General features: G+C 43.8%; 11 protein-coding genes and 3 tRNA genes. 8 read left to right on the forward strand and 6 right to left on the reverse strand.

What is annotated here, in order from left to right:
* Positions 1-39: 39 nt before the first annotated feature.
* The 4 genes from P8629_RS08635 to P8629_RS08650 all read left to right on the forward strand — a co-directional run bounded on the left by P8629_RS08635 (position 40) and on the right by P8629_RS08650 (position 6,091).
* Positions 40-1,017, forward strand: coding sequence for a DNA-directed DNA polymerase (locus tag P8629_RS08635; RefSeq protein WP_278165730.1), 978 nt, complete (start codon positions 40-42; stop codon positions 1,015-1,017).
* 30 nt (positions 1,018-1,047) lie between these two features.
* The gene (locus tag P8629_RS08640) at positions 1,048-1,821 is read left to right on the forward strand and encodes a TatD family hydrolase (RefSeq protein ID WP_278165731.1); all 774 of its coding nucleotides are present in this window, start codon (positions 1,048-1,050) and stop codon (positions 1,819-1,821) included.
* Entirely contained in the window at positions 1,818-3,683 is a 1,866-nt protein-coding gene (locus P8629_RS08645; RefSeq protein ID WP_278165732.1) for an ABC transporter ATP-binding protein, read from the forward strand. The genes P8629_RS08640 and P8629_RS08645 overlap by 4 nt, the downstream gene beginning before the upstream one ends.
* 128 nt (positions 3,684-3,811) lie before the next feature.
* On the forward strand, positions 3,812-6,091 hold the full coding sequence (locus P8629_RS08650) for a heavy metal translocating P-type ATPase (RefSeq protein WP_278165733.1): 2,280 nt from the start codon (positions 3,812-3,814) through the stop codon (positions 6,089-6,091).
* 114 nt (positions 6,092-6,205) lie between these two features.
* Here P8629_RS08650 and P8629_RS08655 read toward each other — a convergent pair.
* The 3 genes from P8629_RS08655 to P8629_RS08665 all read right to left on the reverse strand — a co-directional run bounded on the left by P8629_RS08655 (position 6,206) and on the right by P8629_RS08665 (position 6,540).
* Positions 6,206-6,281: transfer RNA gene (locus tag P8629_RS08655), tRNA-His, on the reverse strand.
* A 22-nt stretch (positions 6,282-6,303) separates the two neighbouring features.
* Positions 6,304-6,380 (reverse strand) — tRNA-Arg (locus tag P8629_RS08660).
* 83 nt (positions 6,381-6,463) lie between these two features.
* Positions 6,464-6,540: transfer RNA gene (locus P8629_RS08665), tRNA-Pro, on the reverse strand.
* A gap of 150 nt (positions 6,541-6,690) precedes the next feature.
* Between P8629_RS08665 and folD the strand changes: the two genes are divergently transcribed.
* Positions 6,691-7,545 carry a bifunctional methylenetetrahydrofolate dehydrogenase/methenyltetrahydrofolate cyclohydrolase FolD gene (folD, locus tag P8629_RS08670; protein ID WP_278165734.1) on the forward strand — a complete coding sequence of 285 codons (855 nt, stop codon included), beginning with the start codon at positions 6,691-6,693 and terminating at the stop codon, positions 7,543-7,545.
* Between the two features lie 115 nt (positions 7,546-7,660).
* Here the strand turns inward: folD and P8629_RS08675 are convergent, their stop codons facing one another.
* On the reverse strand, positions 7,661-8,335 hold the full coding sequence (locus P8629_RS08675) for a DUF5610 domain-containing protein (RefSeq protein ID WP_278165735.1): 675 nt from the start codon (positions 8,333-8,335) through the stop codon (positions 7,661-7,663).
* 322 nt (positions 8,336-8,657) lie between these two features.
* Between P8629_RS08675 and prfB the strand changes: the two genes are divergently transcribed.
* Positions 8,658-9,753, forward strand: a protein-coding gene (prfB, locus tag P8629_RS08680) for a peptide chain release factor 2 (RefSeq protein ID WP_278165736.1) whose coding sequence is annotated in 2 segments (ribosomal slippage) — positions 8,658-8,729 and positions 8,731-9,753 — 1,095 coding nt in all. Because the reading frame shifts where the segments join, the coding sequence is not laid out codon by codon here.
* Positions 9,754-9,848: 95 nt separating this feature from the next.
* Complete coding sequence (gene lysS / locus P8629_RS08685) at positions 9,849-11,363, forward strand: lysine--tRNA ligase (RefSeq protein WP_278165737.1); 1,515 nt, start codon at positions 9,849-9,851, stop codon at positions 11,361-11,363.
* Between the two features lie 113 nt (positions 11,364-11,476).
* Here lysS and ygfZ read toward each other — a convergent pair whose 3' ends face one another.
* Positions 11,477-12,541 carry a CAF17-like 4Fe-4S cluster assembly/insertion protein YgfZ gene (gene ygfZ, locus P8629_RS08690; protein WP_278165738.1) on the reverse strand — a complete coding sequence of 355 codons (1,065 nt, stop codon included), beginning with the start codon at positions 12,539-12,541 and terminating at the stop codon, positions 11,477-11,479.
* A 171-nt stretch (positions 12,542-12,712) separates the two neighbouring features.
* Here ygfZ and P8629_RS08695 point away from each other — a divergent pair, with 171 nt between their 5' ends.
* Positions 12,713-13,270: a chemotaxis protein CheW gene (locus P8629_RS08695; RefSeq protein ID WP_278165739.1), complete on the forward strand. Its 558-nt coding sequence runs from the start codon at positions 12,713-12,715 to the stop codon at positions 13,268-13,270.
* Positions 13,271-13,307: 37 nt separating this feature from the next.
* On the opposite strand, the gene nadB is transcribed toward P8629_RS08695, so the two are convergent.
* Positions 13,308-14,909 (reverse strand): L-aspartate oxidase, encoded by a 1,602-nt coding sequence (nadB, locus tag P8629_RS08700; RefSeq protein WP_278165740.1) that lies wholly within the window; start codon positions 14,907-14,909, stop codon positions 13,308-13,310.
* Between the last annotated feature and the right edge of the window lie 36 nt (positions 14,910-14,945).

The raw sequence follows: 14,945 nt of genomic DNA on the forward strand, positions 1-14,945 counted from the left end.
CACGATACAATGCTCTAAGACATTTTATAAGGACACCCTATGATTTTGCCTTGGCAAACACAACAGTGGCAGCAATGGACTCAGCAAACCGGACACTTAGGGCAGGGGTATTTGCTCTCAGGCGCAGAAGGTATTGGCTTATCAGAATTTGCGATGTCGATGGCAGAAGGGTTGCTGTGTCAAACAGCGTCGTTACAAGGCTGTCAAAATTGTGTGCATTGTCATCAGTTTGCTCAAGCAACACATCCCGATTTCTTTCAATTACAGGTTTTGGAAGATAAAAAAGAGATTTCAATTGATCAAGTGCGAGCATTGACCGAAAAAATTTATACCACGTCGCACCAAGGAGGGTATAAAGTCGCGTTGATTGAGCAGGTTGAGTTGCTGACGGTTTCAGCATTCAATGCGCTTTTAAAAACATTGGAAGAACCACCTGCCAATACAGTCTTGATTTTAACCTCTTATCAAACCAGCTTACTGCCAGCGACCATTATCAGTCGTTGTCGTAAAATAGCGTTTGCTTCTCCACCACGAGAAGAGGCTTTGGCTTGGTTGCAGCAGGCATTGCCTCAAGCGGATATGCCTTTGCTGAAAAAAGCTCTAAAAATTAATTGGGGTGGCCCTTTAAAAGCCAAGACCTGGATTGAAGAGAAATCTTTTGAATTGGAAGCGGCTTGGCAAGAAGATATTAAAGGCCTTCAACAAGGTCGTTTTACCGTGTCGCAGGTGGTTGAGAAATGGAAGAAATATCCGCAACCTGAGGTGACGTTGGATTATTTTTATGCCTGGTCGGTGAATGTGATTCGGGCGGCTTTGTATCTCAACAAGATTCCTTATAATCCGAATTGGTTGATGTTTCAAAAATCGGTATTACAAGCCCGGCAATTCTGGCACCAGAATGTGAATAAGGATTTATTGCTGGAAGGGGTTTGCCTGGAGTGGCTGCAACATCAGCAAGAAAACTATGAACCGAGCGACGTTTTTCAGCAGCGTTGGATTCGTGGTGCCCAAGTTTAATAAACAATTTAAGGAAAGACGAAACGTTTTATGATTATTGATTCCCACTGTCATTTAAATATTTTGCCAGAAGAAATTGGTACAACGGAAGAATTGATTCAGCAGGCTCATGAGCTGGGTGTTGATAAAATGATGTGTATTGCGATTGGTCCTGAGCAATGGCATGAAGTCTTAGCCTTGGCTGAAACGCATGAAGAAGTCTATGCTGCAATTGGTGTTCATCCATGTGAAACTCAAGATGTAGTAGTGACGGATGACGCTGTGCTTAAAGCTGCAAAGCACCCAAAAGTATTAGCGATTGGTGAAGTGGGGTTGGATTACTATCATTTCGATGCCGAAAAAGAAGATATGACTTGGCAAGCTGACCGTTTCCGCCAAATGATTCGGTTGGCGATTCAGCTCGACAAACCTTTGATTATTCATACCCGATACTCCACACCCGATTGTTTAAAAATCTTAAAAGAAGAAGGTGCCGATCAAGTGGGCGGCATTATGCACTGCTTTGTAGAAGATATTGAAACTGCTGAAGCTGCTATGGCATTAGGCTTTTATATTTCATTTTCGGGGATTGTGACCTTTAAAAATGCTAAAGAGCTTAAGGAAGTGGCGAAAGCCGTGCCATTGGATCGAATCTTAGTGGAAACTGACTCGCCTTATTTAGCCCCCACGCCTTATCGTGGTAAAACTAATCAACCGGCGTATACGCGTTATGTGGTTGAAGAAATTGCTCAGCTAAGAGGTTTATCCGTAGAAGACGTGGCAAACGCAACGACTGAAAACTTCAAAAAGCTCTTTAAGTTATGAGTCGATCATCCAGTAACATTTCACCTGATGACTTTTCTCAAGATCGAAATGTTGTGGAAGAAAGTGAAGGTTCTTTAAAAGACACTCAATCAACCCAATCGGCCTATAGCTGGCAGCGTATTTTTGATTTGGTGGTACAACATAAACCCCGCTTGATCAAAGCACACATTATTGCGCTTTTTGCGATGATGGCGACTGTACCATTACCTCTATTGTTACCGCTTTTGGTTGATGAAGTTTTGCTGAATCAACCTGGTTGGATTATTCACACACTCAATAACTTCATTCCAGACAACTGGCAAACAGCCTTAGGGTATATTTTAATCGTGACGCTCGTCACAATCTTCTTGCGCATTTTGGGTGTCGCATTCGGGGTCTTGCAGGTCCAGCAATTTACCTTAATCTCCAAAGAAGTCACCTATCGAATCCGAACCGACTTATTAGCTCGTATTCAAGGCGTTGCCATGTCGCAATATGAAACCATGGGAAGTGGCAGTGTGACCGCAACCATGGTGAATGATGTTAATACGCTCGATACTTTTCTCGGTACCACGGTAGGAAAACTCATTTTAGCGGTATTTTCTTTAGTCGGGGTGACGGCCGTCTTGTTGTGGCTACATTGGGAATTGGCACTGTTTATTTTATTTATGAACCCGGTAGTGGTGTATTTTACGATGCGGATGGGGCGTAAGGTGAAAACACTGAAAAAAGATGAAAACACTGCAATAGATGCCTTTCAGCAATCCCTGTCAGAAACACTTGATGCATTACAACAAGTGAGAGCTGCCAATCAAGATAATCCTTTTTTTCAGCGTATTCGCGGCAGCGCTTATGAGATTAAACGTCACTCAGAAGCTTTCACTTGGAAGTCGGAAGCGGCCAGTCGTCTTTCTTTTCTTATTTTCCTGATTGGATTTGATATCTTCCGAGGCGTCAGTTTTCTGATGGTCGTCTTTTCCAATCTCTCTATCGGGGAAATGATGGCGGTTTTCGGGTATCTCTGGTTTATGATGGGACCCGTCCAGGAAATCTTGGCGATTCAATATTCTTACAGTGCCGGTAGTGGCGCTTTACAACGCATCAATCAAGTACTGGATTTAAAGCAAGAACCGCGTTACCCGGCGTTAAAGAATCCTTTTGATGCCGAGGACGTCTCCGTTGAAGTCAGAAATGTTTTTTTCCGTTATCCAGGCAAAGAAGAAGCTGTATTGCATAACCTGAACTTTACGATTGAACCGGGTGAAAAGTTAGCATTTGTCGGCGCAAGTGGCGGAGGAAAAACCACTTTAGTGCAATTGTTACTTGGTTTTTATGAGCAGGAATCTGGTGATATTTGCTATAACAGAATTTCCATTAAAGAAATTGGTCAGCAACGGGTGCGCGAAAATGTCGCAACCGTGTTGCAGCAACCTGTGTTATTTCAACAGAGTGTTCGCTTTAATTTGTCTCTAGGCCAGGATTTACCGGATGAGAAATTGTGGCAAGCGTTAGAAATGGCGCAGTTAAAAGAGGTGATTGAAGCATTAGAGTTCCAACTTGAAACGATGGTAGGGCGAAATGGCATCAAACTATCAGGGGGGCAACGACAAAGACTGGCCATTGCGCGGATGATCTTACAAGACCCGAAAGTCGTGATTATGGATGAAGCGACTTCAGCTCTGGATATGGAAACCGAACGTAAGTTATATGTTGATTTAGCGCCTTTTCTAAAAGGACGTACGACACTGATTGTTGCTCATCGTTTAAGTTCCATTAAACAGGCCGATCGCATTTTGGTGTTTGAAGACGGCCATATTATCGAGTCCGGCAGCCATGAAGATTTGGTTGTGTCCGGTGGCACATATCAAAGACTGTATCGTTAATAAGTGTCATAATCAGAACATGTAAATTCAACGTCGCCAACGTTATGAGTAACAAGGTGTAAGCGGTTATGCAAATCATGCTTCTTCTTTATGGCTTCTTCCATTCGCATTTGATTAGGAGTCTTTAAATGCACCGATTAAAACATGCGATTTTACTTTGGATATTTTTCGCGACTCTGTTCGGTGTGATAGCACGTTATGTTTTTGATGAAGCGAGCTTGGCCGATAAAGCTTGGATTATAGGGGTTACCCCGGTACTAATTTGGGTGGTCTGGGATATCATTAAAAGTCTGCGTCATAAAAATCTTGGTGTGGATTTTATAGCGGCGCTTGCAATCGGCGGTGCGCTTCTGTTGGCTGAATACCTTGCAGCAGCCGTTATTACACTTATGTATGCCAGTGGGCAGTCTCTTGAGCAATATGCTGCCAACCGTGCCAAACGGGAATTGACTGCATTACTCAGTCGAGTGCCGACGATGGCAGATCGTTATGTGAACGGAACTCTTGAAAGTGTGCCGGTTTCCCAGCTTCAGCCGGGAGATCGACTGGTCATTAAAACAGGTGCCGTTCTACCTGTTGATGGTTATGTTTCTGGCAGTACTGCAACATTGGATGAATCCTCTCTGACAGGGGAATCACTCCCAGTGACGCATACTGAAGGGCAAGCGGCCAGTAGTGGGACGCTGAATATAGGGCAGCCTTTTGATTTAATAACGGTTCATGATGCCGCTAACAGTGCCTATGCAGGTATTGTTCGCCTTGTACAAGAAGCACAAAAGGGCAAAGCCCCTTTTACCCGCATGGCTGATCGCTATGCTTTATGGTTTATCCCGCTAACATTAATGGTGGCAGGTGGGGCTTGGCTGTTTTCAGGAGACCCAGTAAGAGCGCTCGCCGTTTTGGTGGTGGCGACACCTTGTCCGCTGATTCTTGCAGCTCCAATTGCGATGGTCGCAGGGATATCCACTGCTGCTCGACAAGGTTTGTTGATCAAGAATGGCGCAGCACTGGAGGCTCTGGCTAACAGTGAACGTATCATTTTAGATAAAACCGGAACCTTGACGACGGGTAACCCAAGGCTGGTTGATATTGAGACGGATGACACCTTTAGCCATGAAGAAATACTCCAACTGGCGGCTTCTCTCGAACAAGCATCTTTTCACGTGGTTTCAAACGCGATTGTCGAGTCCGCTAAACAACGAAGTCTGCCTCTCATCATTCCAAAACACGTTGAGGATGTCGCTGGAAACGGGGTGCAGGGGATGATCAATGACCAGCAGGTTATGATTGGTCAATCTTCATGGGTTTTAGACTCAAACCAGACACCTGCACCAGATTGGATTGCTTCATTGCTTAAACGTTCCAGTCATAATGGTCAAATGTTACTGCTTGTATCTGTAGACCATCAGGTTCGAGGCGCTCTGATTTTGCAAGATGAAATCCGCTCAGATACCCCGCGAGCTTTAAGAAGTCTACGTGCCTCTGGTATTCAGAGTCTTTCGATGGCCAGCGGTGATCAAGTTGAGATTGCAAAAAGTATCGGACATGCACTCGGCATGGATCACGTTTATGCAGGGCTTCATCCGGACGATAAAGTAAAGATTGTTCGTCAGGAAAGGCAGCAAGGGGTCACAATGATGGTCGGGGATGGCGTTAATGATGCGCCTGCGTTGGCCATTGCTGATATTGGGGTTGCAATGGGGGCTGGTGGGTCTGGCGCAAGTTCGGAGGCTGCTGATGCCGTGCTAATGGTAGAGCGGATTGATGTTTTAGCCGATGGATTGCGGATTGCGCGGCGGAGCCAAATGATTGCTAAACAAAGTGTGGTGGTGGGGATGGCATTATCTATTATTGCTATGTTGTTTGCCGCATTTGGGTATCTTACCCCGTTGGTTGGGGCACTGTTGCAGGAAGGGATTGATGTATTAGTCATTATTAATGCGCTTCGAGCGTTGCGTCTTCCCGCGGGGCATTACAATATACTTAATGTTGAACAGGAAGAAAAGCTGCAAAAAGAGCATGCTGATTTACAGTCTACGCTAGACCAAATTCGTCAACTGGCAGATCGTTTAGCCAGTCAACAAAGCGTCGCTACTGAAGAAATGACAGAGCTGGCACGAATGATTGAACAAAAGCTAATACCGCATGAGCAAATAGATGAGCGACAGTTGCACCCTGAATTAGCCCATAAAATGGTGGGCAATGATCCCATGGCAATGTTAAGTCGAACACATGGCGAAATTCTTCAGCTTTGTAATCAATATTTGTCGCTGGTGAATCAACCGCATGATGAGCAGCAACGCAATGCTATGATTGGTGTACTTTATAGTCTGAGTGCTATTTTAAAATTGCATTTTGCTCAAGAAAATGAGTTGTACTCTCTATTGGCCAGTGATCGACACGCTTAGAGCTATACACAAGCGATTTAAAAGATTTTATGTTTTGAAGACAACAAAAATAATAAAGTTTAGAAACTAAACCGTTTAGTGGTGGTTTATCTAAAAAGGAAAGAGGAAGAAAAATGGGGCGAATGACGGGGATTGAACCCGCGACAACAGGAATCACAATCCTGGGCTCTACCAACTGAGCTACATCCGCCATGGTATAAAACTAAATTTAATGGTACGCCCATCAGGACTCGAACCTGAAACCCTCGCCTTAGAAGGGCGATGCTCTATCCAGTTGAGCTATGGGCGCTCAGTCATGCTGGGGGGTTGCGAGCTAAGTCGCAGTTTTTTTGAAATTTGTTAGGCTTAAATGCTTCACAAATATCAGAAAATTGGTCGGAGTAGAGGGATTTGAACCCCCGACCACCTGTACCCAAAACAGGTGCGCTACCAAACTGCGCTATACTCCGAAAGATGCGGCGTATTGTATAGAGCGAACGTGAAGCTGTCAATAACTAAAGTTGGCTTTTATTAAAAATTTTTTGCATTGAGTTTTGTTACACGGAAATCGAAATCAGTTATCATATCGGCATTCCGTGACGTTTTATAAGGATATCAATATGTCAGCACAGATTTTGGATGGAAAAGCCATCGCATTGGAGTTAAGAGAGTCGATTCAGCAAGAAGTTGAAGCGCAGGTTGCAAAAGGAAAAGTGCCTCCTGGACTTGCGGTTATTCTGGTTGGAGAAGACCCTGCATCACAAGTGTATGTTAAAAATAAAAAGATTGCTTGTGACAAAGCTGGGTTTAATGATGTGTCGATGGTATTACCTGCTGAAACGTCTCAAGCCGAGTTGTTGGCTAAGATTGATGAGCTGAATGCGCGTGAAGATGTACATGGCATTATTGTGCAACTGCCTGTACCAGACCATATTGATCCGGAAGAAATTATTGAGCGTATTGATCCGAAAAAAGATGTGGATGGGTTTCACCCATATAACATGGGGCGTTTAGCGACGCGCTTGCCTGAACTGGCACCTTGTACGCCACATGGGGTGATGACGATGTTGGCGAAAACAGGGATTCCATTACGCGGTTTGAATGCGGTTGTGGTTGGCGCTTCAAATATCGTGGGGGTACCGATGGCATTGGAACTGTTGAATGAGCGCGCAACGGTCACGGTTTGTCACAGTGCGACAAAAGATTTACCGCAAAAGGTTGCGGAAGCTGATTTAGTCGTGGTCGGTGTTGGGATACCGAACATGGTAAAAGGCGATTGGATTAAAGACGGCGCAATTGTGATTGATGTGGGAATAAATCGTCTTGACGATGGTTCCTTATGTGGTGACGTGGAGTATGACAAAGCCAAAGAAAAGGCCAGCTGGATTACGCCGGTTCCGGGTGGAGTTGGTCCAATGACCATTGCGACGTTGTTGCAGAATACTTTGCAAGCAGCTTATGGTGTTAAAGCCTAAAAGGTTTAAACAGCGTGGTTAAAAAAACAGCCAGGCCTGGCTGTTTTAGAATAAAAGCGTGTTATATAAAAAAGCTCCTTTAGTAGGGGGTTTTTTGGTGACGTTGAATTATTTGTTAAGCGTTATACTCTGAAGAGGCCTGCTCTTCTTTCGCTGAATCGGTCATTTCTGCTTCATCCTCTAAAGGCGGTAAGCCTAAAAACTCTCGTCTGAAGTTTTCCATGCCTTTTGAGACCAAATCCGTTGTCGCAGAAAAGGTATCTTTCACCTTACCTTCAAACACATTTAGATCACCTAGAATGCCTTTGGCTTCATCAAACCCTTGCTGCAGGCCACCGCCAACCACACTCATGAATTCCTGCATTAAAGCTTCGCCTTCCAATTCAGGGTGAGCTTTTTGAAAAGCGGGCAAGAAAGCAGAGGCGCCACTGACGATTCTGCCGGCAGTGTTTTCTGGCGTCCAATATTCCATGCCGCCTTGCTTTTTCAAAGCTTCTTGGCTGATAGAGTTTTCGCCAAGCTCGGGTGTCAGTGTTTCATTGAGTTTTTCAATGGCCGCTTGAAAAGTCATTTTAAGCGAGTTTTCAATCGCTTTGCTTGAATCGCCAAACAAGTGTGCCACTAAACTGGCTTGTCGTTCATTTCGAATCGTCATTTGATCGGCTTTAATTTGACCTTGTCCAGGGTGTTGCTCTGATTTATTAGCCGACTGAGCTTGTTCGTTTCGGTTGTCATGTCCCGCAAGCTTTTGGTAAGCCATTAACCCGGGAGGGATGTTTGAGATAGGCATAGCGATTTCCTTTTCTGGCAATATTAAAAATCAAACGGAAGGCATATTTTCTTGTTTTTAAAGTTCCGTTTAAAGTAGAGAAATCTTATAAGGTTTTGTATTTATTGTGTTTAATACTTATCTTATCGATAAATGAACGATTAAGAAAGTATTTTCTCTGGTAATGTTAACGGCCATTTTTCTAAAAACTTAAGTAAAAGAAGTCGGATGCCAAACAAAAGCAAGGGTTTAGGTAAAAGCGAAAAATGTCGCGTTACACTGCTGATAATAAAGGTGAAAAATGGTATTATTCCGCTTTTACGATGAAAGCCTATAAAAAGTTATGGAATTAAATCCAATTTACACCCAGATCAAAGATTTTACTGAGCGCACCGAAGTGCTTAGGGGGTATCTTTGACTATGATACCAAGCAAGAAAGATTGGTTGAAGTTGAGCGCGAATTAGAAGACCCGACGGTTTGGAATGAACCTGAGCGTGCGCAAGCGTTAGGAAAAGAAAAGTCACAACTTGATAATGTTGTGGAAACGATTCAAGACTTGGAAAGCAGCTTAGAATCGGCGCATGAAATTTTAGAGATGGCAGAAATGGATGCCGACCAAGAAATGGTCGATGAAGTTGTCTCTGAATTAGCGCGCCTGGAAGAAAAACTGGGTCAACTTGAATTCCAGCGTATGTTCTCCGGTGAATTGGATGCTAATAACTGTTATTTAGAAATTCAATCAGGCTCAGGTGGAACCGAAGCGCAAGATTGGGCGAATATTATCTTACGGATGTATTTGCGCTGGGCGGAAAGCCACGGCTTTAAAGCTGAGATTTTAGAAATATCGGCGGGTGATGTGGCTGGTATCAAAGGCGCCACCATTCATGTACAAGGCGATTATGCTTTCGGATGGCTAAGAACGGAAACCGGGGTACATCGTCTGGTTCGTAAATCACCTTTTGATTCGGGTAACCGACGCCATACCTCGTTTGCCTCGGTGTTTATCTCGCCTGAAATTGATGACAGTTTTGAGGTTGAAATCAACCCGGCCGATTTACGTATCGATGTATACCGTGCCAGTGGTGCCGGTGGTCAGCACGTAAACAAAACCGAATCAGCTGTTCGAATTACACATTTACCCACCAATACCGTGACACAATGTCAAAATGGGCGTTCGCAGCATCAAAACAAAGCGGAAGCTATGAAACAGCTGCGCGCTAAGTTATATGAGCTTGAAATGTTGAGCCGAAATGCTGAGAAGCAAGAAATGGAAGAAAATAAATCGGACATTGGCTGGGGAAGTCAGATCCGCTCTTATGTATTGGATTCCGGGCGTATTAAAGATTTAAGAACAAATGTTGAAACGGGTAACACCAACGCAGTGTTGGATGGAGATTTGGATCAGTTTATTATTCCAAATCTAAAAGCCGGCGTATAACATAGACACATAATGAAAAATCTCCCAGGCCTGGGAGAATGATAAAAATAGAATTCACCCCCTAACTAACTACTAAGTATTGAATAGGAAGCAACATGGCAAACCCTGAAAACCCAACTCCAGAAGTCGATGAAAACAAAATCATTGCGGAAAGACGTGCAAAGTTAGCCGCTTTACGTGAATCCGGTCATTCTTATCCGAATACGTTTAGACGTAACGACGTGTCTAGTGACTTGCATGAACAATACAATGCATTCAGTAAAGAAGAACTGGCTGAAATGGAGCCGGTTCGTGTCAAGGTTGCGGGTCGTATGTTGTTGCGCCGTATCATGGGGAAAGCCAGTTTTGCGACTTTGCAGGATACACATGGTCGCATCCAGATTTACGTGACGCGTGATGAGTTGCCAGAAGGGTTCTACAATACACAGTTCAAAAAATGGGATTTGGGTGACATCGTTGGGGCTGAAGGGTATTTATTCAAAACCAATACGGGTGAATTGTCGGTTCATGTTGAACATATTGAATTGATTACCAAGTCATTGCGTCCTTTACCGGATAAGTTCCACGGCTTGCAAGATCAGGAAATTAAATACCGCCAGCGTTATGTGGATTTGATTGTGAACGAAGAAAGTCGCGATACCTTTATGATTCGTTCAAAAATTGTGCAGCATGTGCGTCACTTCTTGATTCAAAAAGGGTTTATGGAAGTTGAAACGCCTATGATGCATGTGATTCCTGGTGGTGCAACGGCAAAACCGTTCCATACGCATCATAACGCGTTGGATATGCCGCTTTATTTACGCATTGCCCCTGAGCTTTATCTAAAGCGCTTGGTTGTAGGTGGCTTTGAAAAAGTCTTTGAAATTAACCGAAGCTTCCGTAATGAAGGGCTGTCAACACGCCATAACCCAGAATTCACCATGGTTGAGTTTTATTCGGCCTATACGGATTACAACCAGTTGATGGATTACACCGAAGAGTTGTTGAAAGAACTGGCAGAAATGACAGTGGGTTCATCGCAAGTACCTTATCAAGGTCAAGTATTTGACTTCGGTAAGCCGTTTGCGCGTTTAACGATGAAAGATGCAATTTTGAAATACAATCCAAGTACCTCGGCAGCAAATCTGGACGATTTAGAGTCAGCACGTGCGTTAGCAAAATCGTTGAATGTTCATGTTGAAGACAGTTACGGGCTAGGTAAAATCTGGACGGAAATCTTTGAAGAAACGGCAGAAGAAAAACTGATGGACCCAACGTTCATTACAGAGTATCCGGCGGAAGTATCTCCGTTGGCGCGTCGTAATGATGAGAATCCGTTTATCACCGATCGTTTTGAATTATTCATTGGCGGACGTGAGCTGGCGAACGGCTTTAACGAGTTGAATGATGCAGAAGACCAGGCAGAGCGTTTTAAAGCGCAGGTTGAAGCAAAAGATGCCGGTGATGATGAAGCGATGCACTATGATGAAGATTATATTGTAGCGCTTGAGCACGGTATGCCGCCAACCGCAGGGGAAGGCATCGGGATTGATCGTTTGGTCATGTTGTTTACCGACAAACCAACCATTCGTGATGTCTTGTTGTTCCCGCATATGAGACAAGCCGACTAAAAGTCAGTTTGAACGCAATAAAAAAGCCGCAGAAATGCGGCTTTTTTGTTTTTAGATGTGTGTGAACAAGACTGAAAAAAACAGCCAGGCCTGGCTGTTTTTCATGGGGGGGGTTAGTCGTCCGTTAAATCGTAAGGCAGTGGCTCGATCGTAGCGATGGCGCCATTTTCGGTTTTTAATTGTCCTTGAACGCTTTCAAGCGGTTTTATTGTGGTGACGGCTAAACAAACTGTGCCTTCATAGATATCCGGCGCAGACGACACCGTTGTAAATTTATAATTTTTATCCGCTTCATCAGTGAGTTTGAAGGTTTCACCTGGCTGCAACGAAAGAACCTCTTCCATATGAAGGCGCATCATACGTTTGGTGGCTTTTCCACGATAGAACATGCGCGCGATAACTTCTTGCCCTGGAAAACACCCTTTTTTAAAGTTGATGGAATTGAGTTTATCCAAGTTCAAAAACTGGGCGATAAATTCATTCGAAGTGGTTTCGTTGACTTGAGGTTGTCCACTGACAATGTGCAGTAAGTTCCAGTCTTGTGTGTTGGTGAACTCGCCATTGTTTTTTAAGATATCCACTAAGACTTTGGTTTGCTCAACAGGCCCAAAGAAACTGTAACAGTGGTAAGGTCCAGGCAATTTGATGGCGATAATGTCTGATAAATCGTCTTCTTGAATATGTTCTGCTTCATAAAGGTTTTTGATTTTGGTTGAAAGCAGGCGTTGTACATCAAGATCAGCGAATTCACCGGCATACCCCACTTGGATCATTTGCTTAGAAACCTCTTCCAACTCAACTTTTGAACGCATTTTAAACATGGTTAAACGTTGTAGAATGGCTTGTTTTAATGATCCATCAAAGCTCAGATAAAAAGCATCTTGCTGTTTGAAAATCGTCATAATCGCAAGCACTTTACCTTGCGGTTCGCAGTAAGCAGTCAGTTGTGCTTGTTGATCAGAAACTTCTTTTAAATCATTGGTTAGCTGCCCTTGAAGAAAGTCAAACGCTTCTTCTCCGGTCACTTTAATTAAAGCTTGATGCGCCAAGTTGGCGATAACCGGGCCGTTTTTGACCATAAAGCGTTCGATATCAGGTTGACCAAAGGTGGTGATTTCGTCGTTGTCTTTAAAAACCGCTCCTTTGTCGGTTAAAAAGGCTTTCCAATCTGCGTTCATAGTTATTCCTTGGATTGAGTGTTACGCGTATTATACATTGATAAGGGGTGGTTGTTGAACCGTGCGCTGACTTTGGTATGCATTTAAAATGAAGTAAGAAATTTAGTGATTGATAATCTATAGCGGAGTCGGTAATATCTTTTATATAAAGTAGGATTTTGGAGAAACGAAGTGTCGGAACAAAATAAAGAGTTTTTAACCTTTAAACTGAGAAAAGAAGAATTTGCGATTGCGATTGATCGTGTGCAAGAAATTCGTGGGTGGCAAGAGCCTAACCCTCTTCCGAATGTGCCGAGCTTTGTGAAAGGGGTGATTGATATCCGTGGAACGATTGTGCCGATTTTAGATTTGCGAGAGCGTTTTAAAATGGCGGCCGAGTTTAGTGCAACTACGGTGGTGATTGTGGTGAATATTGCCACGAGCCAAGGAGAAAGAATTGTTGGGCTGGTGGTGGATGCAGTGTCTGATGTGCATCAATTTGATATGAATGCGTTGCAATCGCCACCTGATATTTCAAATTCTATTGATAGTCAGTACATTCAAGGGTTAACTACGATTAAAGACCCTGAAGCTGCGGATGACCATAAAGAAGACCCGAAAGAAATCGGAATGTCTAAAAGCTCAAAAGGGCGAATGGTTATCGTGATTGATATTGATAAATTGGCTTCGGAAGGTTTGATTGAACAGGTTGCGAATTCGGATGAGTCGGTGCCGTTACGAAATGGCTAGTCGATAATACATCGAACGTGTTGATAAAAACCCACTTTTAAGTGGGTTTTGTTTTTTTAGGTCTTAGAATTGTTGGGCGACTGCGCTTTTTCATTTCTGGGTAATCTAGATTGTAATTAAGTCCGCGACTCTCTTTACGCCTCAATGCGCTTTTAACCATTAACTCAGCCACTTGGGCGAGGTTTCTAAGCTCAAGCAAATCTGAGTTTAGTGTGTGTGCTCGATAGTATTCGTTGATTTCTTCTTTCAAAACCTTAATACGTTTCAACGCACGCCTGAGACGTTTATCAGTTCTTACGATTCCGACATAATCCCACATCAGGCGTCGAACCTCGTCCCAGTCATGACTGATCAGGATCTTTTCTTTCGGAGCGGTGACGTAACGATCATCCCAATCTTTAATGGTTTCTTTTTGAATAGGGTGTTGGATATCAAAGGCTTTATGAATGGCTTGATAAGCGGTTTCCGCAAACACCAATCCTTCAACTAAAGAGTTACTGGCTAATCGGTTCGCACCATGTAACCCCGTGTAAGCAGTTTCCCCGATGGCAAATAGGTTGCTCAGGTCTGTTTGTCCATTAAGATCGGTTGAAATGCCGCCACAGGTATAATGCGCGGCAGGCACAACAGGAATGGCTTCTTTTGTGATGTCGATGCCGACTTTTAAGCAACGGGCATAAATGGTCGGAAAATGATGAATGATAAACTCAGCATCTTTATGAGAAATGTCTAAATAGACGCAATCAATCCCGTGCTTTTTCATTTCTTGGTCGATGGCTCGGGCGACAATGTCTCTTGGCGCTAAGTCTGCACGCTTATCATACTTTGACATGAATGCTTCACCTGACGGTAATTTCAAGATACCGCCTTCCCCTCGAACGGCTTCAGAAATTAAGAAAGAACGATCTTTTGGATGAAACAAACAAGTAGGATGAAACTGATTGAATTCCATATTCGTCACCGAACAGCCCGCTCGCCAAGCCATCGCAATGCCATCCCCGGTTGAAGTGTCAGGGTTACTGGTGTACAGATAGGTTTTACTTGCTCCGCCCGTGGCTAAAACGGTGTATTGTGCCAAAAGGGTTTTGACATGATTGTTGGATTGGTTCAATACATAACAGCCAATACAGCGCGTGCGGTCTCGATTTAAAATTAAATCGACCGTCATATGGTTTGGCATCATGGTAATGTTGGGTGTGTTTTTGACCAGGTCGACTAATGTTTCTGTGACTGTTTTTCCGGTATGGTCGGCAGCATGAATAACGCGACGATGGCTGTGACCCCCTTCTTTTGTCAGGTGGTAACTGTCTGATTGCGCCTGTTTGCTGAAAGGGACGCCCATCTCAATTAATTCATAGATAGATTGAACGCCTTTTTCGGCGACCATACGGACGGTTTTTTTATCACATAATCCCGCGCCGGCATTCATGGTGTCTTTAATATGAGACTCAACAGAATCAAAAGGATCCAGTACCGCAGCAATGCCCCCTTGGGCATAAGCGGAGCTGCCTTCTTGCAAGGATGCTTTTGCAATTAAGGTGACCGAGTAATGTCGGGCTAATTTAAGTGCAATAGAGAGTCCTGCAATGCCGCTTCCGATAACGAGTACATCTGCTTCTTGTGCGTTGGTCGCGTTCAATGAAATACCTACCTGATCCGTCTTGAAAAACCAAAT

Source organism: Hydrogenovibrio sp. 3SP14C1 (genome assembly GCF_029625905.1).
Lineage (GTDB): Bacteria > Pseudomonadota > Gammaproteobacteria > Thiomicrospirales > Thiomicrospiraceae > Hydrogenovibrio.

Excerpts from the sequence above, each read along its gene's own strand:
- folD (WP_278165734.1), top strand. The coding sequence starts at position 6,691 with ATGTCAGCACAGATTTTGGATGGAAAAGCCATCGCATTGGAGTTAAGA.
- ygfZ (WP_278165738.1), bottom strand. The coding sequence starts at position 12,541 with ATGAACGCAGATTGGAAAGCCTTTTTAACCGACAAAGGAGCGGTTTTT.
- P8629_RS08675 (WP_278165735.1), bottom strand. The coding sequence starts at position 8,335 with ATGCCTATCTCAAACATCCCTCCCGGGTTAATGGCTTACCAAAAGCTT.
- P8629_RS08640 (WP_278165731.1), top strand. The coding sequence starts at position 1,048 with ATGATTATTGATTCCCACTGTCATTTAAATATTTTGCCAGAAGAAATT.
- lysS (WP_278165737.1), top strand. The coding sequence starts at position 9,849 with ATGGCAAACCCTGAAAACCCAACTCCAGAAGTCGATGAAAACAAAATC.
- P8629_RS08635 (WP_278165730.1), top strand. The coding sequence starts at position 40 with ATGATTTTGCCTTGGCAAACACAACAGTGGCAGCAATGGACTCAGCAA.
- P8629_RS08650 (WP_278165733.1), top strand. The coding sequence starts at position 3,812 with ATGCACCGATTAAAACATGCGATTTTACTTTGGATATTTTTCGCGACT.
- P8629_RS08645 (WP_278165732.1), top strand. The coding sequence starts at position 1,818 with ATGAGTCGATCATCCAGTAACATTTCACCTGATGACTTTTCTCAAGAT.